General features: G+C 62.8%; 23 protein-coding genes. 14 read left to right on the top strand and 9 right to left on the bottom strand.

The window, feature by feature from the left end:
• The 3 genes from WAN02_RS00620 to cysC all read left to right on the top strand — a co-directional run.
• Positions 1-533 (top strand): Stf0 family sulfotransferase (locus WAN02_RS00620; protein ID WP_422261834.1); only part of this gene is annotated, 533 nt, incomplete at its 5' end.
• Positions 530-1,450 (top strand): sulfate adenylyltransferase subunit CysD, encoded by a 921-nt coding sequence (cysD, locus tag WAN02_RS00615; protein WP_422261832.1) that lies wholly within the window; start codon positions 530-532, stop codon positions 1,448-1,450. The genes WAN02_RS00620 and cysD, both read left to right, overlap by 4 nt.
• A complete protein-coding gene (cysC, locus tag WAN02_RS00610) occupies positions 1,450-3,333 on the top strand; it encodes an adenylyl-sulfate kinase (protein WP_422261830.1) in 1,884 nt (627 codons plus the stop codon). Before cysD ends, cysC begins: the two co-directional genes overlap by 1 nt.
• On the opposite strand, the gene WAN02_RS00605 is transcribed toward cysC, so the two are convergent.
• Positions 3,330-4,568 carry an alpha/beta hydrolase fold domain-containing protein gene (locus WAN02_RS00605; protein ID WP_422261828.1) on the bottom strand — a complete coding sequence of 413 codons (1,239 nt, stop codon included), beginning with the start codon at positions 4,566-4,568 and terminating at the stop codon, positions 3,330-3,332. The genes cysC and WAN02_RS00605 overlap by 4 nt on opposite strands.
• A gap of 101 nt (positions 4,569-4,669) precedes the next feature.
• Between WAN02_RS00605 and WAN02_RS00600 the strand changes: the two genes are divergently transcribed.
• From WAN02_RS00600 to WAN02_RS00585, 4 genes are all read left to right on the top strand, one after another.
• The gene (locus tag WAN02_RS00600) at positions 4,670-4,822 is read left to right on the top strand and encodes a hypothetical protein (RefSeq protein ID WP_422261826.1); all 153 of its coding nucleotides are present in this window, start codon (positions 4,670-4,672) and stop codon (positions 4,820-4,822) included.
• Positions 4,823-5,037: 215 nt separating this feature from the next.
• On the top strand, positions 5,038-5,295 hold the full coding sequence (locus WAN02_RS00595; protein ID WP_422261824.1) for a hypothetical protein: 258 nt from the start codon (positions 5,038-5,040) through the stop codon (positions 5,293-5,295).
• 400 nt (positions 5,296-5,695) lie between these two features.
• A complete protein-coding gene (locus WAN02_RS00590; RefSeq protein WP_422261823.1) occupies positions 5,696-6,358 on the top strand; it encodes an EthD domain-containing protein in 663 nt (220 codons plus the stop codon).
• Positions 6,359-6,382: 24 nt separating this feature from the next.
• Positions 6,383-7,090, top strand: a complete 708-nt coding sequence (locus WAN02_RS00585) for a hypothetical protein (protein WP_422261821.1) — start codon at positions 6,383-6,385, stop codon at positions 7,088-7,090.
• A gap of 170 nt (positions 7,091-7,260) precedes the next feature.
• Here the strand turns inward: WAN02_RS00585 and WAN02_RS00580 are convergent, their stop codons facing one another.
• Complete coding sequence (locus WAN02_RS00580) at positions 7,261-7,581, bottom strand: hypothetical protein (protein ID WP_422261819.1); 321 nt, start codon at positions 7,579-7,581, stop codon at positions 7,261-7,263.
• 402 nt (positions 7,582-7,983) lie between these two features.
• Between WAN02_RS00580 and WAN02_RS00575 the strand changes: the two genes are divergently transcribed.
• Positions 7,984-8,478 (top strand): hypothetical protein, encoded by a 495-nt coding sequence (locus tag WAN02_RS00575; protein WP_422261817.1) that lies wholly within the window; start codon positions 7,984-7,986, stop codon positions 8,476-8,478.
• 198 nt (positions 8,479-8,676) lie between these two features.
• On the opposite strand, the gene WAN02_RS00570 is transcribed toward WAN02_RS00575, so the two are convergent.
• The gene (locus tag WAN02_RS00570) at positions 8,677-9,381 is read right to left on the bottom strand and encodes a hypothetical protein (protein WP_422261815.1); all 705 of its coding nucleotides are present in this window, start codon (positions 9,379-9,381) and stop codon (positions 8,677-8,679) included.
• 326 nt (positions 9,382-9,707) lie between these two features.
• Here WAN02_RS00570 and WAN02_RS00565 point away from each other — a divergent pair, with 326 nt between their 5' ends.
• Entirely contained in the window at positions 9,708-10,793 is a 1,086-nt protein-coding gene (locus WAN02_RS00565; RefSeq protein ID WP_422261813.1) for a phosphotransferase family protein, read from the top strand.
• Positions 10,794-10,919: 126 nt separating this feature from the next.
• Here WAN02_RS00565 and WAN02_RS00560 read toward each other — a convergent pair whose 3' ends face one another.
• The 4 genes from WAN02_RS00560 to WAN02_RS00545 form a co-directional block, all read right to left on the bottom strand.
• Positions 10,920-11,702, bottom strand: coding sequence for a hypothetical protein (locus WAN02_RS00560; RefSeq protein ID WP_422261811.1), 783 nt, complete (start codon positions 11,700-11,702; stop codon positions 10,920-10,922).
• Between the two features lie 70 nt (positions 11,703-11,772).
• Positions 11,773-11,931, bottom strand: coding sequence for a hypothetical protein (locus tag WAN02_RS00555; protein WP_422261809.1), 159 nt, complete (start codon positions 11,929-11,931; stop codon positions 11,773-11,775).
• Positions 11,932-11,957: 26 nt separating this feature from the next.
• Entirely contained in the window at positions 11,958-13,109 is a 1,152-nt protein-coding gene (locus WAN02_RS00550) for an LLM class flavin-dependent oxidoreductase (protein ID WP_422261807.1), read from the bottom strand.
• 66 nt (positions 13,110-13,175) lie between these two features.
• Positions 13,176-14,243, bottom strand: a complete 1,068-nt coding sequence (locus tag WAN02_RS00545; RefSeq protein WP_422261805.1) for a spirocyclase AveC family protein — start codon at positions 14,241-14,243, stop codon at positions 13,176-13,178.
• A 200-nt stretch (positions 14,244-14,443) separates the two neighbouring features.
• On the opposite strand from WAN02_RS00545, the gene WAN02_RS00540 reads away from it, so the two are divergent.
• The 4 genes from WAN02_RS00540 (at position 14,444) to WAN02_RS00525 (ending at position 17,238) form a co-directional block, all read left to right on the top strand.
• On the top strand, positions 14,444-15,043 hold the full coding sequence (locus tag WAN02_RS00540) for a TetR/AcrR family transcriptional regulator (protein ID WP_422261803.1): 600 nt from the start codon (positions 14,444-14,446) through the stop codon (positions 15,041-15,043).
• Positions 15,044-15,115: 72 nt separating this feature from the next.
• Positions 15,116-15,346 (top strand): hypothetical protein, encoded by a 231-nt coding sequence (locus WAN02_RS00535; protein WP_422261801.1) that lies wholly within the window; start codon positions 15,116-15,118, stop codon positions 15,344-15,346.
• A 10-nt stretch (positions 15,347-15,356) separates the two neighbouring features.
• The gene (locus tag WAN02_RS00530; RefSeq protein ID WP_422261799.1) at positions 15,357-16,025 is read left to right on the top strand and encodes a TetR/AcrR family transcriptional regulator; all 669 of its coding nucleotides are present in this window, start codon (positions 15,357-15,359) and stop codon (positions 16,023-16,025) included.
• A gap of 19 nt (positions 16,026-16,044) precedes the next feature.
• Positions 16,045-17,238, top strand: a complete 1,194-nt coding sequence (locus WAN02_RS00525) for an LLM class flavin-dependent oxidoreductase (protein WP_422261797.1) — start codon at positions 16,045-16,047, stop codon at positions 17,236-17,238.
• A 54-nt stretch (positions 17,239-17,292) separates the two neighbouring features.
• Here WAN02_RS00525 and WAN02_RS00520 read toward each other — a convergent pair whose 3' ends face one another.
• Positions 17,293-18,306: a spirocyclase AveC family protein gene (locus WAN02_RS00520; RefSeq protein ID WP_422261795.1), complete on the bottom strand. Its 1,014-nt coding sequence runs from the start codon at positions 18,304-18,306 to the stop codon at positions 17,293-17,295.
• 155 nt (positions 18,307-18,461) lie between these two features.
• The gene (locus WAN02_RS00515) at positions 18,462-19,028 is read right to left on the bottom strand and encodes a TetR/AcrR family transcriptional regulator (RefSeq protein WP_422261793.1); all 567 of its coding nucleotides are present in this window, start codon (positions 19,026-19,028) and stop codon (positions 18,462-18,464) included.
• 394 nt (positions 19,029-19,422) lie between these two features.
• On the opposite strand from WAN02_RS00515, the gene WAN02_RS00510 reads away from it, so the two are divergent.
• Positions 19,423-21,018: a phytoene desaturase family protein gene (locus tag WAN02_RS00510; RefSeq protein WP_422261791.1), complete on the top strand. Its 1,596-nt coding sequence runs from the start codon at positions 19,423-19,425 to the stop codon at positions 21,016-21,018.
• The last annotated feature ends 630 nt before the right edge of the window (positions 21,019-21,648 follow it).

Raw genomic sequence — 21,648 nt, 5'->3', positions numbered from 1 at the left:
ACGGCGTGTGGGGCGGCAAGCTCATGTGGAACCAGACACCGCTGCTGCTCGACCGGGCCAGCGGGCTGCCGGATCGATCCGACCCGTCCGCCAGCGGCCTGAGGGCCGCGATCCGCGACGTCGTCGGCGAGGAGCCGTTGCTGATCTACGTCTACCGGCCCGACGTGGTGTCGCAGGCAGTGTCGTTCTGGCGGGCGGTCCAGACGCGGGTCTGGCGTGGACGGCCCGATCCCGTCCGAGACGCTCGCGCCACGTATCACGCGGGCGCCATCGCTCACGTCATCACGATGCTGCGCAACCAGGAAGACGGCTGGCGGACCTGGTTTGCCGAAGAGAACGTCAAGCCGATGGAGATCCCGTATCCGGTGTTGTGGCGCAACCTGACTCAGGTGGTCGGCGATATCCTCGAATCGCTGGGCCTCGACCGACGGCTCGCGCCGGAGCCCGTGCTGGAGCGCCAGGCGGACAAGCGTTCCGACGAATGGGTGGATCGCTACCGCGCAGACGCCGAACGAGAGGGGCTGCCACTATGACTCACGCTGTCGACGAGACAAAGCATGTCGACGAACTGCGACTGCTGGAAGCCGAAGCGGTACACATCATCAGGGAGGTCGTCGCCGAACTGGAGCGACCGGTCCTGCTGTTCTCGGCCGGCAAAGACTCCATCGTCTTACTTCGTCTGGCGGAGAAGGCTTTCCGGCCACTGCCGCTGCCGTTCCCGGTCATGCACGTCGACACCGGCCACAACTTTCCAGAGGTGACCGAGTTCCGCGATCGCCGAGTTAGCTACAACGGGCACAAGCTGATCGTCGCCTCGGTTCAGGAGTCGATCGACAAGGGTCGGGTACCCGATCCGGGCCGCGGGGCGTCGCGCAACCGGGAGCAGACTCGTACGCTGCTGGACGCGCTGGAAGCGGGTGGGTTTGACGCGGCGTTCGGCGGTGCTCGCCGCGACGAGGAACGCGCCCGCGCCAAAGAACGAATCCTGAGTTTCCGCGACGAGTTCGGCCAGTGGGATCCCCGGGCGCAGCGTCCCGAGCCGTGGTCGCTCTACAACGGCCGTATCAAAAAGGGTGAACAAGTCCGGGTCTTCCCGCTGAGCAACTGGACCGAGCTCGATGTGTGGCGCTACATCGAGCTGGAAGACCTTGAAATACCGTCGATCTACTACGCTCACGAACGCGAGGTCTTCGAGCGCGACGGCATCCTGCTGGCGGTGTCGGAATACACCGAACCACACAACGACGAGTCGTCGGAGGTCGAGTGGGTGCGCTACCGCACCGTGGGCGATCTGACCATCACCGGCGCGGTGCGTTCCACCGCGACCGACATCGCCGGTGTCATCAGCGAAATCTCGGCGGCCACGGTGTCCGAGCGTGGCGAGACCCGTGCCGACGACCGCACATCGGTCGCCGCAATGGAAGACCGCAAACGAGAGGGCTACTTCTGATGAGCGCCGTGACCCGTCAACTCCTGCGCATCGCCACCGCGGGTTCTGTGGACGACGGCAAGAGCACTCTGATCGGGCGGCTCCTGCACGACACCGACAGCTTGCCGCTCGACCACCTGGAAGCGGTGACGGACGCCGAGGGCGTCGCCGATCTGGCGGCGCTGTCCGATGGTCTGCGTGCCGAACGCGAGCAAGGCATCACCATCGATGTCGCCTATCGATTCTTCTCCACCGCCAGCCGCAGCTACATCCTGGCCGACACCCCGGGTCACGAGCGCTACACCCGCAACATGTTCACCGGCGCCTCGAACGCACACGTGGCGATCCTTCTGGTCGACGCCCGGGCGGGGGTGCTGCGGCAGACCCGTCGGCATGCCCGGATCGCAAAGCTGTTGGGCATCAAGCACTTTGTCGCGGCGGTCAACAAGATCGACCTTGTCGACTTCAGCGAGGACAAGTTCGCCGTGGTCGAGCGCGAGTTACGACAACTCGCGGGACGCCTGGGCAACATCGAGATCACCGTCATCCCGATCGCGGCCAAGCTCGGCGACAACGTGGTTCACGCTTCGCAGCACACGCCGTGGTACGACGGCCCCACGCTGCTGGACTATCTGGAAAGCATCGAGCTGAGCGCACCGCACGCCGAGCCGTCGCGGCTCCGACTGCCGGTGCAATGGGTCTCGCGGCCGACCGCCGACGTGCGGCGCCGCTACACCGGACGACTGGCGGCAGGCACGCTCAACGTCGGTGACCCGGTCATCTCGCTGCCGGCCGGCACCCGCTCGACGGTGACCGCACTGGACACCCTCGACGACGACCGCACCACGGGCGTCGCACCGCTGTCGGTCTCGATCGAACTTGCCGACGACATCGATGTTGGACGCGGTGACGTGCTGGTCAGCGGCGCCGACGAAGCGTCGCTACCGGTGCTGGCCCGCGAGTTGCACGCGACGGTTTGCTGGTTCGTCGACTCGCCGCTGCGGGCCGGCGATCGACTGGCCCTCAAGCAGACCAGCAAGAGCGTTCGGGCCACGGTGCAAGAACTGCATTCCCGGCTGGACCCCGAGACACTCGACGAGCTGGATCAGCCAGTTGAGCTGGGGCTGAACGACATTGGCACAGTCACCCTGCGAACCAGCTCCGTCGTCATCGCCGACCCGTATTCCGAGAACCGCGACAGCGGCGCGTTCATCCTGATCGACGAAACCACCAACGACACCATCGGCGCCGGCACCATAATCGAGGCGCGAGAAGTCAAACCAGGCACGCACGCGCGCACCGACATCCGTTGGCATCCATCAGCATTGGACCGTGACCACCGGTGGCAGGCCACCGGCCAAGCCGGCGCGACGATCTGGTTCACCGGCCTGCCCGCGTCCGGAAAGTCGACTATCGCGGTCGCGGTGGAACGTGCACTCGTCGAATCGGGGCGGACGGCTTATCTACTCGACGGGGATAATCTGCGGCACGGCCTGTCCGACGACCTGGGCTTCTCCCCCGGTGACCGCACCGAAAACATCAGGCGGGTTGGCCATTTGACTCGGCTGCTGGCCGACGCGGGTGTGGTGGCATTGGCATCGCTGGTGTCGCCGCTGAAGTCGGACCGCGAGACCGCGCGCGCACTGAACGACGCCGCCGGGCTGGCCTTTATCGAAGTTCACGTCGCCACATCGCTGGCCGAGTGCGAAAAGCGGGACCCCAAAGGCCTTTACGCACGCGCGCGCAGCGGCGAGCTCAAAGGGCTGACCGGCGTCGACGCACCTTATGAGCCACCCGAAGACGCCGATCTGGTGCTGGACACCGCCGGCGCCGACACCGACGATCTGGCCGCACAGGTCATCGCTTTACTCGACAAGCGCAGCCCTCGACCGTCGTCGAGCTAGACCGAAACTTGGCGTTTGGAATAGATCTCGGCGAGGAACTGCTCGACGGCCACTGTCGCATGCGCGGCGCGCACCGACCCAAAGATGTCGAATGCGTGCTGCGCAAAAGGCAATTCGGCGTAGGCGACCGGCTGGCGGCTTACTTCGCGCAGCCGCTTGCTGAATGCGCGGCCCTGCTCCACCGGGATCAACGAGTCATTACGGCCGTGTAGCACGAAGAACGGTGGTGCGTCCGGATTTACGTAGGTGATCGGCGATGCGCTCCGGAACGCGTCGACAATGTCCGGTCGTCTGAGCTTGAAGACGTACTTCGACAACGTCGGCGCCATCAGGGGGTGGATCGCGTCGTTCAGAGTGAAGTCATAGAGACCGTAGAACGGAACGGCCGCCCGCACACTGGTGTCGGCGTCCTCGAAGCCGGGCTGAAATTGCGGATTGTTCGGGGTGAGAGCGGCCAGCGACGACAGATGCCCACCGGCTGAGCCGCCGGTGATCGCGATCCAGTCCGGGTCGCCGCCGTACTCGGCGATGTGCTCCTTGGTCCACGCCAGCGCGCGCTTGACGTCGACGATCTGATCCGGCCACGTGGAACGGGGGCTGAGCCGATAGTTGATGGCGACGCACACCCAGCCCAGCTCGGCGAGGTGGCTCATCAACGGATACGCCTGTTGGCGTTTGCTTCCCACCATCCAGGCGCCGCCGGGCACCTGGAGCAGCACCGGGGCCCGTCCGCCGCGATCGAGGTCGGGCCGTCGCCAGATGTCGAGGTGGTTCCGGGCGCCATGTTCGCCGTAGCTGATATCGGTGTCATGCGCGTAGCTGCCGTAGACCCGCGCCATGCGGAGCACGCCCGGCGATTTGGCGGTGCCCGCCCCGGCCGGCCGCTTCCATAGATCGCCTGACTCGGTGCGGCGATCGGGACCCAGCCCGGCGTCGAGTGCAGCCTTGAGCGGCTGGTCGGCCTGCGCGCCGATGCGATGCAGGCCCGCCAAGCCCAACCACGACAGTGCCGACACCAGCCAGCTGAATCGGCGCAGCCGCGGCGGCAGCTTGCGGGTCACAGCAGCGAGCAGCGTGAATTGACCGGCGAGCAACTGCAGCGGCAGCTCTGACGCGAACACCCCGAAGCTGAATGCGTACATCGAGAGGTAACCGCGCTTGCTCAACGGCTGGTAGCCATCGGCGGTGACCGCGAGTCCGGCCAGTGGTGCGAGCACAGCTAGCAATTTCCTCACGGCGACCACTTAACCATAGGCACCTTTGTCACTGAAACCGCTTGCGTCACTTTAGTTTCGCTGGGACCAGACTTGTCAGACTCGGTCGCTATTATTCGAACATGCGTTCTAGTAGTCGGGAGGAGATCGTCGAGGTTCTCGATGCGGTCCAGGCCGGCTCACGTTTCATCGCATATGTCGAGCCCCTAGCAGCGGTTCTGGTGCACGCTGCGTGCGGACTGCGCGTGGCGACGAGCCGACGTGGTGAATGGTGAGCGTCAGCCTCAGGCCGTCGACAACTGGGGTTGTTCGTGACTGACACACTGATCCGGTCGTAGATCTGTCGAAGGATCGGCTCGCTGTCACTCCCTACATAGCCTTGAATCCAGGCGCTTATCGCCCCTGCCAATTGGGACGGCAGCTCCGCGTGAGTATTTGCGTAGAACATAAGCAGGTCCCTGATCGTGCTACCGTGCTCTCCGGCACCAATTTGGGCATGATCGCCGAAATGGTCGCGGACGAGGCGTTCGCCGCGCGGATCACCGAACTCGAGAAAGGGTTGGTCGCCGGCCCGCCGTTGGCGCTGCGCAGGACGAAGGACGCGATCAACAACGCCACGCTCGACCGGCTGCCTGCCACCTTCGACCGCGAGACGATCGGCCAGGTCGTGTTGCTCGGCTCGAATGATTTCATCAATGCCGCAAAGGCATTCACGGCCAAAAAGACGCCGGTGTTCTCAGGTACCTAAGCATTTCCCACCCCGAAGAGGACGCAGATGACTTTTCCGACGCACCCCCTCAGCCGGCAGGAATATATCAACGGCTAGTGGTTGTGAGCGCCGACAGATGCCCTCGATTCCCGGCGAAATCCCCTCATGCCGTGGTGGGGTTACATACCCATTGCCCGCGATATTGTCATCGCCGTGTGGGACGCAATTGGCAAGGATGTCCGACGTCACAGACTGACCGGCGCTGGGTCTCTCGCAAAGTCGACGAGATTGGGGTCTGTCCTGGAGGCACGCGACGTCGTCGGTGGCCTGTGCTCGACGCCCGAAATGTATCGCCTGCGCGTCCGCCTTGGATGAGCCATCGGTTCTTGGTGACACCGCCCTACCAGAGAAAGAGGCCAGGGTGCCAACAGATTCCAATGTGAAACTCTTTGAGTTCCTTCCCAAGAAGCCTGATTTCACCGACACAGCGTTCTCCGAGCATTGGCGCTACGTCCATGCGCCGCTCGCCGACCGAGTCGACTCTCTCCAGCACTACGTGCAGAGTCGGCGCCAGGATAAGCCGGTGGCACCGTTCGCCCGGGGAACATACCAGGGAGTGGCCGAGGCCTGGTTCAGCGATCTCAATGCAGCTCTCGAGCTCGCGAATGACCCCGCATACCTCGAGGGTGCGGCGGTCGACGAGCCGAACTTCCTCGACATGAGCAACTTGGTGTTGCTTTTCGTTGAGCCGCGGGGCGAGCAGGTGGGTGCGGGACGAAGAAACCGGACGGACCGCTTTAAGCTGCTGTGCTTTCTGTCGGCGGCTGACGGAATTACGCCGGAGCGTTTCGACAGCGAGCGTCCTTCCGCGCAGGATCTCGCGGCGGCTTCGAGTGCACAAATGGTGGTCCAGTCGCGTTCTCTCGCGATTCCAGGAGCAGACGCCGGCCCGGCCTTCGCCGGCGTCGACGAGATCTTCTTCGCAGACGCGGCGACCGCGTCGAGTCAAGCATCTGCAATCGCTGCGCTCGCTCAGTCCAGTGGTGTCGTTGCCATCGCCAACTCTGTCGCACTCGTCGTGCAGCAGCTGTGCATCTACTAGCCGGAAAAGCTGGAGTTGCGTGACATGAGTCCGAAAGTGCAACGTGTCTGCGTCTGGGGCGGGCCGGCCCTCATGGGACTGGTGTTCGCCGGCCTGATCGCTGCGCACTGGTTTCCGCCTCCGGCGCCCGGCGACAGCGCAGTGGACACGGCCCGTCAGTATCAGCAGCACACAACGGGTATCAGGATCGGAGCACTGTTGATCGCTGCCGCGGGCACGGCGCTCGGGCCATTCTCTGCGACGCTGACGGCGCAGATGAAGCGCATCGAGGGGCGCGGGGCGGTTCTCGCGTACGTGCAGCTGTGCATGGGCGCCCTATGGATCACGGGTATCCTTATACCTGCCTCGCTCTGGATGGCGGCGGCGTTCGACCCCGACCGAGATCCCGAGATCACTCGCGCGCTGCACGTCGCTGGCTGGTTGCCGTTCGTTGCGATGGTATTTCCCCTTATCGCGGCGCATCTTTCGGTCGCCGCGGCGACGCTGGGAGACCAGCGCTCCGTTCCGGTGTTCGCGCGATGGGTGGGTTACCTCAATGTATGGATGGCCGTGCTGTTGGCACCCGGGGTGCTGGTGCTGTTCTTCAAGACCGGACCGTTCGCATGGAACGGAATATTCACCTTCTGGTTGGCGGCCTCTGGCGAGACAGCCTATTTCTTGACGATGTTCGTCATGCTTCGACGTGCGATCGCACAACAGGAGGCGGAGGACGCCGATGTGATCAATCACTAATGCCTGATTGCTCAACGGAAGGGTCCAGCTCTCGATTTCTCACGAGTGCGGGTTTTCCCGGGAGCTTCCGTCAGGGGTCATCACGACAGTCATGCACCCCGTTGCCGAGGACATCATCGAACCGCGGCGCAGACGACAGTCGCAGAACTCGACGACGTCATGACCGGCACTCACTGAGGACCTGGCCAGACGCCACGTAGCAAGACGTTGGTGGCGGTGTCTATCAGCTGATCATCCTCCGCTGTGCGGCGTTCGGTGAGAAATGGGTGCAACGACTTGGTGGCCGACGGCGGAGCCGACTTGGTGACCGCCGCAATATGTAGGCTGGCTGGCGGCCGCGCAACCGCGACCACGGCCGGCCCGGACACCGCACTTCCGGCGGCTCCATCAATTGCGACCGGAGTAATGGCAACACGGGGCAAAGCCGGTGCGGGCGGGGGCACTCGGCCTGCCGCGCCGCTGACGGCGCAAGCGAGTACCAATGAAGTCATCGAAGCGATGCTTAGCGCTGAGCTCCGCGTCATACGGATTACCCACTGGCGCAACGTCGCACGGCGGTGCTGGTCAAATCTCCCAACAACCAAGGCCCTCGGCGATCTGCATACCAAGCCCGGTTCCTCGGTATGCGGCAATAGCCGGTGACGCGCCATTTTGTCTTAAGTACTTGCGTTGGGCGGGGATCGACGCGGCGTCCTCGTCGGGCGGTGGTTGGTTGTGTGCCGCCGAGTTCCGCAGCTGCCAGATCTGAGTAGGACACAGGAGAGGGCTACGGGAATATCGGGGGCATCAGCGATGGCGTCATCACCGGCGGCTGGGACCCGGGACCGGCCAATGAGCCCACCACCTTCGAGCTGTTCCCGACCAACCTCGACTGGGGCGATGTTCTCAGCGCGTTGGAAACCGGTGCGCAACAGGGAATCACCACCGCACTAAGCGATTTAGAGGATCCGGCGAATTACCAAATCGCACCCCTGGAGGACAACCCGTCGCTGTCGAGGCTGTTGGACCTCGGCCAGATCTTGGGCTACTACCCCACCGACCAACCGACGCTCCTGCAGCTAATCGGTGAGTTCAGCACAGAAGGAAACGCAGGCACCCCGATCGAGGCCACCAACCTCATCGACGCCTTCACCGGCGCGCTGTCCGCTGATATCGGAGCCCTCAAACCAGTGGTCGACACCGCCCTGACACTCGCGGTCACCATCCCCGAATACGACGCCAACGCCTTCATAGACGGACTCGAATCCGGCAACCTACTCAACGCGATCGGCGACCCGATCGCCGCCGACATAGGGCAAATCCCTTTCATCATCGGATTCGACGCCCTCCTACCGCTCCTCGAAGCAAGCGCCATCGACATCAGCGAGTTCGCCAGCCTCTTGTCCTGACCCGCCTTCCATCGCCATATCAAGGCGGCTGGCGAGGGTTGCCTCGCGGTGGGCGCTTAGCCTTCGGCGCCGCTCAGGCAAGAAACGGGCCGCGGCCTGGTAGCGCCGCGAAAACCTGTGGCCGCGAACTCTTTGCGGGCTACGGCCAAGCTCTTGTCGGCGTCTCGACAACACCTGCAGCGACTTCTGCTTTCGCCTTCATGCCGCGGCATGTGCAGATGCGAGGTCGCCACCCAAACGCAGTACCGCTCGACGGAGCACCAAGCCCATCCCGATCAGGAACACGCTGTAGGTCGTGAGTGCTAGCCAGAACACGAGGATGCCTTGCCATGAAAGCGGACCGCTGTGAAAGAAGAACGCCATGACGTCGGGGATGAAAGACGCGGCGATCCAGAAATTCATGTACCCCACCCAACGCGGCAGGGTTTCTGCCCGGTCCGCGAGGATGGCGATGCCGATGGCGATGTTCTGGATCATGAACGGCGCGATCGGAGTGAGGAACACCAGCCAGGCAATGTCGTTGAGCGTCACTGTGAGCTCAGGGTTGCGATCGGGCCGGAACGCGATGACCGCCATCAACAGCATCGGCAACAGCAGCAACACACCGGTCGCCGCGCCAGTGACCAGCTGGATAAAGGTCATGATCGGGTGGCGGCCCTCGATGCGCAGGAGAAAGTAGCCGATCAGGGCGATCAGTGGGAACACGAGACAGATGCCGAGCTGCGCGATGACCAGTCCCGTGAGAACGCGGGTGTCGTTGCCATAGAACTCCAGCACCTCTCGGGTGGTGCTTGATGCACCCAACGGCAACGGCAGGATGCCCGCAATCAACCAACCCAGCAAGGTGATGACCACCGTGGCCGGCCCGGCCCATGCACACCCGATCAGTATCCGGTTCGGCATCGCACTTCCTCTGCATCGATAACGTTTTGAAGCACCAGTAAAAACAGTAAGCCTGTGAACGGCTGCCTACAAGAGATCGCGAAAAGTTGCTTCGTCTTCGCACGACACGACTTCGACTCGATCAGACAGGCACAGGGCGCAAACGCGCAGTTAAGAAGGCTCGGCCGATCGAGGCGGGAGGGTCACTTGAGCGCACGTGACAGCGCTCGAATTGAAAGTAAAAAACGTCGTTGATTTCTTGACTTGCGCGAGGCTTAGTCCATAGCGTCATCAGTGGGATCGGCGCCGAAGCACGTTGAGGAAGGCCACCAAGAGAGGCGACTTCAATGACCGTCACCGAGTACGCCATTGCTGAATACACCCCGCTGGTGCTTACCGAACTGCTCAGTAGGCGTCCCGAGTGGAAAACCCTCGTCGTCGAGTCTGTCGAGGCCTCACCTGTGGGAACCGGACAGATGGCCCAGAGCTACCGGCTGGCGCTGCATTACGGCAAACGTCCTGAGGATGCACCCGACACCTTGATCGCCAAAGTATCCAGCACCGACGCCGCCAGTCGGCAGATGGCCGTCGCCACCGGCGCGTATCAACGCGAAGTACTGTTCTATGAGCGCCTTCGGGAACTCACCGATATCCGTTCACCGCAATGCTTTCACGGAGAAGTCGCTGACGACCTCTGCGGTTTTGTGCTCCTCCTAGAAGACATGGGCCCGGCCCAGACCGTGGAGCAAATCGGGGGCTGCAACCCCGACCAGGCCGACTTGGCGCTGGCGCAGGCCGCCGCATTACATGGCGGATCGTGGCGTCACAGCAAGCTTACCGAGCAGAAATGGCTTCCCGTCGAACATGTCTGGGGCGCAATGGCCGGAGCGCTGCCTCAAGTCATCGGCCCCTGGCTGGAGCGATTCGGGGCTTATCTGCAACCCGATCACATCACAGCCGTCCATCAGCTCGGGCGCGAGGTGAAGACATGGCTGTCAACGCTGAGCGACCACCGAACTATTTGGCACGGCGATTTCCGGCTCGACAACATGCTGTTCGACGCCCAGAGCGGCCAAATACCGATCGCCGTGGTGGATTGGCAGAGCACCGCGGTCGCACCGGGCGTCATCGATGTGGCTTACTTCCTCGGCAACTCACTAACGGAGAAGGATCGCCTTGCCCACGAGCAAGCACTCGTCGCCGAATACCACCAGCGCGTACTGTCCTACGGGGTCGAGGGCTACAGCGCCGAGCAATGCTGGCGGGAGTATCAGGCGCACGCCCTCTACGGGCTGGTGCTAACCATCCCCGTTTCGTTGGGAGTGCAAGCCACCGAGCGAGGCGACGCCATGTTCGCAGCGATGGCCTGCCGTGCGGCGGATCAGATCCTCGCCAACGACAGCTTTGCAGCGTTAGCGTGGCTCGATCGATAATCGCTGAGTGCCGGCGTGTCTCACCGCCGTTTCAAATCTGTTGGAAGGTGTTCGTCGGTCTCCACGCTCGGCGGTCGCCACCGAGCGCCGAGATGAGGCATCCGGTCGTCCAACGTATCTGGCGGTTCAGCCGACAGGTTGGCGCGTGGCGGTGCTGGTCGGGAAGTGCTCCGGTGTGGGTACGGCCGGCTGCTCACCGGCGGCCTCCTCGGCTTTGATGGCTTTGACCGTCAGAACTGCGAACACGAGGATCCAGGTGAAGAACACGATCATCGGTACGTAGAACACCAGAACTCCGTTTTGGGAGAACGGCCCGGTCTTGAAGAAGAGCAACAGGCTGGCCTCGCACATGAAGAAGCTGGAGAACAGGTTCAAGTAGGCCGACCAGCGCGGGAACGCGGGCCGCGGGCTGTGGTCGGTGAGGATGCTTGCCGCCAGCGCGATCTGGAAGAGTGCGAACGGTGCGCCGGTGAACAGCACACCCAGCCAGCCCAGATCGTTGAGTGCTTGGGTCACGTCTGCACTGGTTTCGCCTGGCCGCCAAGAGGCCGCGCCGAAGAAGAACCCGATGAACATCACCACGACGACCTCGGCGGCCACCGAGATCAGCATGACATTGAACAGGATCGGCCAGCGTCGTTCCCGCAGCCGCACCATCTGGATGATGCTGGCACTCCAGGTTGTGTAGAGGATGCTCGAGAAGATGAAGATGACGGTCGCGACCCGGATTCCGGTCAAATGCGCGAGGTACTCGCCCACCACCTTGGGCGCCGGGTCTGCGGCCGAGGGCGGCAGGATGTATTGGCCGTGGGCGACCACGTTGGCGGCGAAGGGCCAGAAGAACGCGAAAGCAAATCCGGTGTAGGCGCAGAACCTCAGGATCTGCGGGTGGAAGCCGTCGGTGCGCATGGCTTTCTCCATTCTTGTGGGATGGTTGGTAGTGGACTTCATCTGTGGCACTTGAGTTCGCCGGACGTCATCAGCTGACACCTGTTCGAGCCCGCGTAGCTGGGTGATCTGCATCCAGGGTGAATTGTGTTGGTTCATCCATGGTTTCGTCGTCGCCGCCCGTTTCGAACTGTCGGTTGATGCCGGTGTGCATGTAGTACACAGCGGCTAGTTGAATGCGTTTTGCCACGTGTACCTCCTTGTAGTCGGGGCTGGTTATGCCGGAACGGACGCCGTATTGCGTTCCCGCAGGATGTTGAAGAAGTCGACCTCCGCGCGGTTCACCCCGTCCGGCGCGGTTGGGGCGACGAATCCGGCGAAGTTATAGGACAGCACGTGCGTCGCGCCGGCATCGATCCACGGCTGTACCTGGTCGGCGACCTGTTGCGGTGTGCCAAGGAAGCGGGCCGTGCGGACGTCGTCCGGCGTGATCTGGTCGGCGATGGAGATCGCGTGCTCGCGGGTGATCGACATCGGGACCAGGTCGCGCGGGTAGCTCCAGTTTGCGCCGAGCGGATTGTCGCGGCCGAGAACACGTTTGAATGATTCACCTTCGGGCCACATGGCTGCGACCTCCCAGCGGATCGCGGTGTTGCGGGCGATCTCGTCGAGAATGTTCTCGTCCTCGGCGATGAGATTGGCCAGGCCGACCATGATGATCAGTTCCTCGGAGTCCTTACCGGCTCGCTCGGCCTGCGTTTTGAAAGCGGCAACTTGTTCCGCGTACTGCTCCGGGGAGGCGCAGCAGGGTACGTAGGTCATCCAGCCGTCGGCCAGCGTGGCGCCTAATTGCATCGCTTTGCCGGGTCCCCCGGCCACCATCAGCTTCGGCGGTATGCCCTCGAAGGGATGCAGGCCGACGATGGCGTCGCTGAGCGTCCAGATCGGTCCCTCGTAGTTCACCGGTTCGGTTGACTCGTGGAACATCCGAATGATCTTCAGGGCCTCCTCTAGGTGCCCGAAGGGCTTTGATCGGGCCAGCCCGTACGGGGTGAACTGCTTGGTTTCTCCTGCGCCCAGACAGTGAACGAACCGGCCCTCGCTCACGTGGCTCATCGTCAGGCCCAACTGCGCCAACAGCGCGGGCGGGCGCCGCAGACTGTCGTTGACGGTCATGAACTCGACGTGCTGGGTGGCAAGCGCGGCGGCCGTCATGGCCGGATACGGTTCCAGCCACGTGTCGATATTCCAGTACTCGGCTGCCGGAACCAGATCAGGGGTCCAGATCGACCGCGGCGTAATGAGATTGAGCTGATCCCAGTAGGCCAAGAAGTCGACACCGGCGTCCTCGTAGCCCTTGGCCGCCCGCGCACCTAGCGCGATCGGCGGGAAAAGGACGCCGGACGTGCCGAATTTCAGATCGGTCACTACAGGACTCCTCGCATCGCGCTAGTAGTTGTCATTCAATGGCTTTCACGTCGAAGCACCGGGTCTTTACGGGTTGTGCGCGGGCCTGGGCATCAGCACTCCCGGCCCGGGGCAGGTGTGACCATCGGCGCCTGAGGCGCACATGTCGTTGACCATGTAGGACGGGTAACCCGCCGGGAATGGATCGGAATGGGTGCCGAACCACTGCTGCGGAATCATGTAGAGGACCACGAATCCCAGGTGGATGGCGCCGTAGATCGCGAAGAATTTGACGGCCTGCTTACCCTTGAAATTCAGCTTCAGCGTGCTGATTCCGCGTTCGACGAGGGTGTGGCCTAGGTCGTCGCGGAAGTGGCTCAGACATGCGATCGCTCCGAGAGCGAAACCGCCGAACAGCATGGTTTCCGACATTGGGATCTGATACGTGTGGCCGGCGAGCAACGTGATTGCCCGGATGCCGCCGGGGTAAGCGTAGGCCCCGGTGCGCAACACCAGGCCCTCCACGAGGGTGTCCGTGAGCGTCAGGCCGACCACGATGGTGACGATGGTGCCGATAACCCCCATACCTGGCCAGCGGGCTTTGGCCTTGCGCAACAGCCACAGGATCACGATGACCTGGGAGAAGACCAGCGCTGTGTAGGCCGGTGGGACGATCAGCAGCGGCTCGGGCAGCTTGTTGGCATGGGGACTGGTCCACGTCGGCCATGCTCCGTTGGCCCATGCGCCCCGGTTGATCAGATGCGAGTTGTAGAACAGGGTCACCGAGGTGTAGTTCATGACCATGTCCCAGAAGAACACCGTCGACGCCGATAGCGCGATCATCGCGTCGGTGGTCAGGCATCCATTACGGAGCCGGGGCCGGATCACCCAGAGATAGAGCAAGCCCACCGCGCCGACGGGTATGCCGACCTGCAGGACGGTGAACACCGCGGATTGCCACGCGGGTAGCCTGTCGGGCCCCGGGTCGGTTGGGGTGAAGTTCGGCCCGAATGCCCATCGTGCCAGCACGACAACTTGGAAGACGAGCAGCAACACCCCTGCGCTCGCCCACCACAACACCGGACGCGCGGAGCGGCTTTGCCGATCAGGCGGCAATCCGCCCGAAGCGACGTCACTCCGCTCAATCGTCGCCATGTGCGGTCCTTTCATTCGGCGACACCCCACGAATCTCATCCGCTATGCAAGTGGCACTTACACTATGAGTCAGGCTGTCTCAATATGCAAGTGGCACTTACAGACGATCGCGCTTATCGCTCGAGCAGACCATGCTGTTTCAAGTAGCATTTCCTCTCGTGCAGCCCGATTTACCAGTGGATCCAGCTTGGCGAAGCGGCGTGCGAGCTCGAACGCTTGCTGCGGCGCACAAACTCTTCGCGGAGAAGGGTTACCGAGCGACGACGACCAAGGAGATCTGCCTCTCGGCGGGGATCGCCGAACCGACTCTCTTCCGTCATTTCGGTTCCAAGGCCGAGTTGTTCGAGATGACCGTCCTCGAGCCGTTCACTGAGTTCATCGACGGCTGGATCACTTCGTGGCGTGAGTTCTCCACCGAATCTTCGGTTGAAGACATGGCCGAACGGCTCGTCAGCGGCCTGTACACGCTTGTGCGTCAGGACCGGAGGCTGTTTCAGGAGCTCATGGAAGCCAGCGCAGACCCAAAAAGTGACCTACACGGGTCCGCGGTCGCCATCAGCTCCCGCATCCGCGAGGGCCTGCGAGCCGTCCAGGACGTTGGCCTCGAGATCGCTGACGAACGACATCTGGCCCATTTGGACCCGCCGGCAACGATCGCCTCGGTCGCCGCCATGATCATGGGCACAGCGATGCTCGAAGACTGGATTGTGCCCGCCGGCGTGCGCCGACCCAGCCAGGCCAGGATGGTCCACGAAATGGCCTTAATGATCACCCACGGCATCACGGGACGCCCCGACTGATCCGGTCAAGATTCGCTCAGCTCGACGCACTTCGGATATTCCCGGGCGTCGACGCGCTCGGTTCCCGAAGCCGTGGTCACCGTTGCGGCTGACCAAATTGATCAGCGACAACTCTTGACGCACATGCACGAGCTCATATATTTTTCTGATCGAAAATATCTTTTTGCGCACGACTATCTCAAAACCGCCGGCACCGGAGAGGCTGCGATGGGTGAAGACCTCGGGACCGGTTGTGTTGCAGCGCTTAATGACGAGATCCTCTTTCGCTTCGAGTTCCGGCAGGGGCATGATGCACTCCAGTGAAACCAGACGCATGAGGCAGACACAGGTGGAGCGCGTCGCGGAATCATCGCAACGCCTCCTGTCCGCTGCGATCGAAGTGATCGCCGAGAAAGGCTACGGGCCCACGACCGCAGCCGAGATCAGTGAGCGCGCCGGCTACAGCGCCCCGATGGTGCGCGCCCGGTACGGGTCGAAGCAAGGCTTGCTGGAATCGATCCTGCAGACCGTGTACGACCCCTGGCTGTTCGCGCCCGACGACACCGACCTCGACGGGCTGGGTCAATTAAATGCCCAACTCTCGCGATTGGAAGAGACCGGCCGAAGGCAGCCGGAGCTGATGCGCTTTTTCTTGGTGCTCAGCTTCGAGTGCGTCAGCGCTGCCCAAGAACTCAAGCCATGGATGCAGTCGTTTCTGGCGCGGTATTCGGCGGCGCTGGAGTCGACGCTGCGACAAGGCCAGCGAGACGGATCGATAGACGCCTCCATCGATCCGTCGGCGGAGGCGCAGAGCATCGTTTCCGACGGTATCGGCCTGGCCTACATCGGGCTGATCGCCTCTGACAACGCCGATTTTGTCGCCAGCATGCGTCGCCGGCGCGAAGCCCTCACCGACCGTTTGCGCGCGCGCTCTCGGTCTCGTCGACCGGCCACCGGCAGCCTGACTCCGACCGGGACGACTCGTCGCCGGTCACACAGATAACCGCAGTAAGGGAGATCAAATGTCACAATTCGCACCGGAGACAGCGATCCCTGTGGTCGTCGACCGCAACTTTCCCATCGAGGTGTTCGAGCAGACGGTGCGGGGGATCGCCGACTCGAAGGTTGTCGACGGGATCCAAATGTGGGACCAGATGACCGGCTGGAACCCTAGGTGTCTGTGGACTCCCGACCGCACCCCGCTAGCCCGGGCGGTCCCGGATCTGGATTCGTTCGCCGACTGGTTTCCGATGATGGCATACGCGGCCGCAATCGCGCCCGAACTCAACAGTGTCATCAGTCTCGACACCATCCGACGTAACCCGGCCGAACTGGTGCAGACGATGCTGACCCTTGCCAATATCACGAAGGGCCGGGCCACTTTTCACATCGGTGCCGGCGAGATGAAGCAGATCCAACCCTTCGGGCATGACGCGAAGCAAAAGATGGGCCGCCACGAGGACTTCTACCGGATCTTTGATGCCTTCCGCTCCAATAACACCACTCCGGTCGACTTCGTCGGCAAATACACCCAGCTCGACCAGGCCTGGCTCGGAGTCGCACGCAACCACATCCCCAAGATCTACGGGCTGGGCGGTGGACCTAAAGTCGTCGACCTGGCTACCAGCTACGCCGACGGATTTTCCACGATGGGTGTGATGGTATGGAGCGATCCTGAGCGCACCGCCGAAGAGATCGGCCGGTTCAAGCAGAAGCTGAACGCCAAGGGACGCGATCCCGAGCAGTTCGGTTTCGCCGCATATTTCCCGTGTCTGCTCCACGAGGACGACTCGGTGATCGACCGTGCGCTCGATCATGACTTCTCACGCTGGCATGCCACCATCTGGGGCCGGATCAACCAGGCTGATTGGGCGCGCGAAGGCCTGCGCGCACCGATGGGTGAGAATTGGCATTACGCCAATGACCTTCTGCCGGTGCGGATCAACGAGGCACAGGCGCTGGAGATGATCAATCGCTCGACCCGTGCGCACGTGGAAAAGAGCTACCTCTACGGCGCACCCGAAAAGGTGGCAGCCGAGATCCAAGGATTTGTCGACGCCGGAGTCACCTGGGTGGGAATCCTTGACGTGATGCCTGCCATGCTGACCGCCGAGGAGGGACCGCAAGCACTCGGACGCAGCATCAAACTATGCGAGTTGCTGAAAACGGCTGCGCCCCACACTCCGTCGGTGTCGGTCGCGGGCGCGCCGAGGTAGGGCGTGCAGGAAACGCCGGACGCCGTTACCTCCTGGCTTAGATCCGCCAGCTGATCAGCGGCCCGTGGCGGGTATGAAAGTGTTACTGACCGGCATCCGGAAGCCGGGGCTACCGGGGCAGGGGCCATAAGCTGTAGGCGCGGCGGAATTCGGGTTGCCTGGAATGTTGCACAGGCCGTTAATGAGATGGGCCGGGTATTTAGCGGGGTACGGCGAAGTGTGTAGCCCGGCCGGGATCTGCACGAGCAGCAGCGCCCACATCGACATCGCGAACACGGCGATGGTCGCGAAGGTGGTGACAGCGGTGCGGGCGGTGGGCGTGAAGCTCTCCATCCCGCGTTCGACGATTGTTCGTCCCTTGTCGTCGCGGAAGTACCGCACCGCGGCAAAGGTGGTGAAAACAATTCCGGTGGTCAGATATTCGGCCCAGGCGTAACGCTGAGCATCCGCGAACAGCGACAATGACGCCGGCGCACCAGGAAGGCCCCACAGGTTGAACAGGAATGTCGGCGCCTCCAGGCAGGCACCGAGCAGCAGACCGAATGCGTAGGTGAAGGCCAGCAGCGCGAACGTGCTGATTTGGGGTACATGCCGCTGTAGGAAACGCATTCCGTGGTTGAGGATGATCGCAAAGGCTAAAAGCCCGAACGGGTAGATGAACATGATGAACACTGGCTGCGGCATCAACCCGGCAGTCGGGTTGACCACACCTGGGGCTTGTGCGACCCAGGTGTTGAGATTCAACCATTGGGAGCTGTACATGAAATTCGGCTGCATCCAGTTGACCATCGGGTCCCAGAACAGGGTGAAAAATCCGGCGATAATGATGACGCCGTCGAAGACCAGACGGCGCTGCTGAAGGCATTGGCGTACAACACGAATGCTCAGCACCACCACGACCACGGCCATGATTGTCTCGTAGACGCGTGCCACCCACCACGATGCGGAGTTGGGGTCGCGGGTGGCCGTGATCGGAGTAGGGCCTGACGCCAGCCAAGCGCCCCACGTCCACAACGCGTATCCGGCCACCAGAGCGCCGATAGCGGCCAAGATAACCGGTGCCGGCACCTGCCGCTGCGGTGCTGGCACAGGTAGAGGTGTGTGGCGATCCGCCGAGAGAGTGGACATGTTGCCTCCAGTTTGGGCCCCACGCAAAGACGGCTTTGTCGTACATCACGATACAGCCTGAGGCGACACGCCGACAAGAGCTGTCGTGCTGTCGCCTAGCGGTCCGCGAAGACCGAGGGGGCCGCGTAGGTGTGGAATTCCCTGCGTAAAGCCTCAGGGTCGAGGTTTTCCCGTAGTAGCGCGAAACTGATCACTCCGAGCAACCATTGGCTGGCCTCGTCCACCACTACGCCAGGTCGCAGCAGTCCCGCACAGCCGGCATCCTCGAGCACCGGCCGCAGGCTTTTGGCCAGCAACGCCTGCACGGCACTCGCGCCGCCAATGATGCGGTCAACCGTTTCTGCGGGCAACGCCTCGGCCAATGCTCCGAATTCCTCATCGGCGCTGGCGATTTCGACCGCGCGGGCGAGCACCTCGACGAAACGCTCGCGTAGATCGGCAGGCCCGTCGGCCAGAGCAGCGTCCAGGCGCTGCTGCAGCTCGCCGCAACAGCTCACCAGCGCGAGTTCGATGAGCTTGTCACGGCTAGCGACGAAGTCGTAGAGGGTTTGGCGGGCCAGTTGAGCCTCCTTGGCGATATCGGCCATCCGGGTACGTGCGACGCCGTAGCGGATGAACACCGCGCGAGCGGCGGCGACGATCCCAGCAGTGCTGGCGTCCATTCCGTGTCCTGTCTGACCGCGAGTCGCAGATCTGTCCCGACGTGATCCGCCTGTCCGTGATTCTATGACCAGCGGCGATGGTTCCGGCTGTAGGTGACCAGCCTCGACGGTTCGCCGCTTCAGCAAATTTGAGACGTTCGCGGGAGCGCCGGCCGTCCGGCCGGCCGGCCGCCGCTAATCGTTGACAGCGTGACCTTGCGATGTTTATTTTGAGATTAGCTCTCAATTAAATCAGGCGGAGGTCGGGAGTTGTCCACCGTCTTCTGATAGACGGACCTTCGCGACCCGCCGCCTCTTTCGATGCGAGTGAGATCGGTTGCCGTTCAATCGATCTGATGGCCGCCGAACGGTTTGTGGCTCGGGCCCTGATTACTGCGCACTGATGGAGTACACGATGACCGCATCCAGCCTCATGGGCAGCTACGACTACATCGTGGTCGGTGGCGGCCACAATGGCCTGAGCGCGGCTTGCACATTGGCCGCGTCCGGGGCCTCGGTACTGGTCTTGGAGCAGCGCCCGCACCTGGGCGGCCTGGCCAACAGTGGGCCGTTCCTGCCGGAAGCCCCCCACCACATTCTGAGTCTGGGCGCGATGGACGACATGTTCATGTCGTGCACCACCTTCATCTCCGATCTTGGTCTGCATCGGTACGGCTACCGGGGTACACCGGTGGAGGCTCCGTACGGTTGGATCGGCGAGGACGGCTCGACGCTCCTGCTATTCCATGATCTGAACCGCACCCTGGCCGAGGTGCGGCGATTCTCGGCCAAGGACGCACGCACCTACGCCGACCTTCAGCCCGCATTGTCGTGGATTTTCGAGGCGCTGACCAAGGTCATGCCCCACCATCCCGCGCGGCTGCCCAAAGGCGAATTGAGCAAGCTGCTGCTCAAACTCGCCCCATCCCGGGCGATCCGGCGCCAGCTGGGCCGCATCGCGTCACACAACCTGATCGACCTGATGGCCGATACTTTCGAGAGTGATCAGATGAGGTCCCTGGCTACCTACTGGGGCAGCATGATTGGGCCGATCGACCACGACGGCGGCGGGTTCTACTGCGTCGGGTTGGCCGCCGTGCATCGCAAACCCGGGGTGATCCGTCCGCGCGGCGGTATGGGCGCGGTAATGACCGCGATGGCGGCGTACGCGACCGAACGTGGCGCCCATATCCGCACCAACACACCGGTAGCTCGAGTCGTGGTCAGTCACAACCGCGCGGACGGCGTTGTGCTCAGCGACGGCAACGAAATCCGAGCATCCCGCGGTGTACTCGCCGCCGTACCTCCGCAATTGGCTTACGGTCGGCTCCTTGAAGACGGCGTGCTGGATTCGGCCACTGTCGCCAAGGTCGCAATCCTGCCGGCCAGCGGGAATAACTCGGCTACCTTCAAGATCGATATGGCACTGTCCGGGCGGGTCACCTATCCCAAGGGCGCCGCGCGGCGCCGCGGCATCGACGATTTCGATATCCGCAAGACCGCATTGATGACAGGGACGTTCGACGACAATATCCGTCAGTTACAGGCCATCCGGTCCGGCGAGACATTGCAACGCCCCCCGGTCTACATGGCCGTGCTGTCGGCCAATGACGCCGGACTGGCGCCCGAGGGTCAAGACGTTGCCTATCTGGCCGCGAATGTGCCGGCCCAACCCCGCGACGGCTGGGAGAAGATGAAAGGCGTTACGTCCGAGGCGATCATGGGCTCGGTATCACATTATTTAGATGGCTTCGAAGCCGAGATCGGCCGGATCGAAACCAGCCCCGCCGATTTCGGCGAGCAGTTCGCCACGCCGAACGGCTCGTACTTCCACGTCGACATGACCCCGCTGCGACTGGCAATGAACCGCCCGGCGCCCGGACTGGGTGGTTATCGCTCCCCCGTGGACAACTACTTCCACGCCGGAGCCGGATCACACCCAGGCGGCGGAGTCAGCGGCTGGCCTGGCCGGCTCGCCGCCCAAACCGCCCTGGGGAACTACGGCCTCTGACCGCTCGCGGTCTCCTGAACGCTCTTCGGCCATTCCGCCGGGTGCGTGCCGACAAAGTAGTTCGGGATGTTGTAGCCGATGAACATCATGGTAGGGCCACTACGTGCCTGGTGATGTGCCCATCCCGCCGGTCGATCCCTTCGCGCCCTGACCACGTTTCAATATTGGTTGGCCATTTCTTCGGCCTCGCGAGCCTCACGAAAACTGCCCGCGGAACAACGCGCCGACGAAACCGACGCCTACTGGCGACCCTCATGGTGTCGCGACGAAACGGTTTGGTTCTCGACCACCGCGGTGCCAATCAAGCCGAGGAGCGCAAAACAGCGAAGTTACGCAGCGCATGGAAGGCGTCGTTGCACCTCGTCGATCGCGACGCGTAGCCCGACTACTGCACCCTCGTGCGCGAATGGGTGGGTTCTGACCGTCAACCGGCAACCCATCATATGTATCTTAGATGCATATCTGTACCCTGACTCATTGGCGGACAAAAACCCGCATTTTCCTGAATCAGCGTCTCAGGGAGAAGTACATGGCCGATGCCTACGTAAGGAACATGAAGTGACCACACCGCCTACGGACCAGACTTTTCGCATCGTTAAGCCGACCGCTTCGCCTCCGGATACCGGGGAG

The sequence above is a fragment of the Mycobacterium sp. genome, from assembly GCF_049281135.1.
GTDB lineage: Bacteria > Actinomycetota > Actinomycetes > Mycobacteriales > Mycobacteriaceae > Mycobacterium.
Note: the sequence above shows the minus strand (reverse complement) of the source record. Positions and strands in the feature narration are given on the sequence as shown.

What these genes read in the sequence shown, in the direction of transcription:
- cysD (WP_422261832.1), top strand. Translation starts at nt 530, where the DNA reads ATGACTCACGCTGTCGACGAGACAAAGCATGTCGACGAACTGCGACTG.
- cysC (WP_422261830.1), top strand. Translation starts at nt 1,450, where the DNA reads ATGAGCGCCGTGACCCGTCAACTCCTGCGCATCGCCACCGCGGGTTCT.
- WAN02_RS00600 (WP_422261826.1), top strand. Translation starts at nt 4,670, where the DNA reads ATGCGTTCTAGTAGTCGGGAGGAGATCGTCGAGGTTCTCGATGCGGTC.
- WAN02_RS00585 (WP_422261821.1), top strand. Translation starts at nt 6,383, where the DNA reads ATGAGTCCGAAAGTGCAACGTGTCTGCGTCTGGGGCGGGCCGGCCCTC.
- WAN02_RS00580 (WP_422261819.1), bottom strand. Translation starts at nt 7,581, where the DNA reads ATGACTTCATTGGTACTCGCTTGCGCCGTCAGCGGCGCGGCAGGCCGA.
- WAN02_RS00570 (WP_422261815.1), bottom strand. Translation starts at nt 9,381, where the DNA reads ATGCCGAACCGGATACTGATCGGGTGTGCATGGGCCGGGCCGGCCACG.
- WAN02_RS00565 (WP_422261813.1), top strand. Translation starts at nt 9,708, where the DNA reads ATGACCGTCACCGAGTACGCCATTGCTGAATACACCCCGCTGGTGCTT.
- WAN02_RS00560 (WP_422261811.1), bottom strand. Translation starts at nt 11,702, where the DNA reads ATGCGCACCGACGGCTTCCACCCGCAGATCCTGAGGTTCTGCGCCTAC.
- WAN02_RS00545 (WP_422261805.1), bottom strand. Translation starts at nt 14,243, where the DNA reads ATGGCGACGATTGAGCGGAGTGACGTCGCTTCGGGCGGATTGCCGCCT.
- WAN02_RS00530 (WP_422261799.1), top strand. Translation starts at nt 15,357, where the DNA reads ATGAGGCAGACACAGGTGGAGCGCGTCGCGGAATCATCGCAACGCCTC.
- WAN02_RS00525 (WP_422261797.1), top strand. Translation starts at nt 16,045, where the DNA reads ATGTCACAATTCGCACCGGAGACAGCGATCCCTGTGGTCGTCGACCGC.
- WAN02_RS00515 (WP_422261793.1), bottom strand. Translation starts at nt 19,028, where the DNA reads ATGGACGCCAGCACTGCTGGGATCGTCGCCGCCGCTCGCGCGGTGTTC.
- WAN02_RS00510 (WP_422261791.1), top strand. Translation starts at nt 19,423, where the DNA reads ATGACCGCATCCAGCCTCATGGGCAGCTACGACTACATCGTGGTCGGT.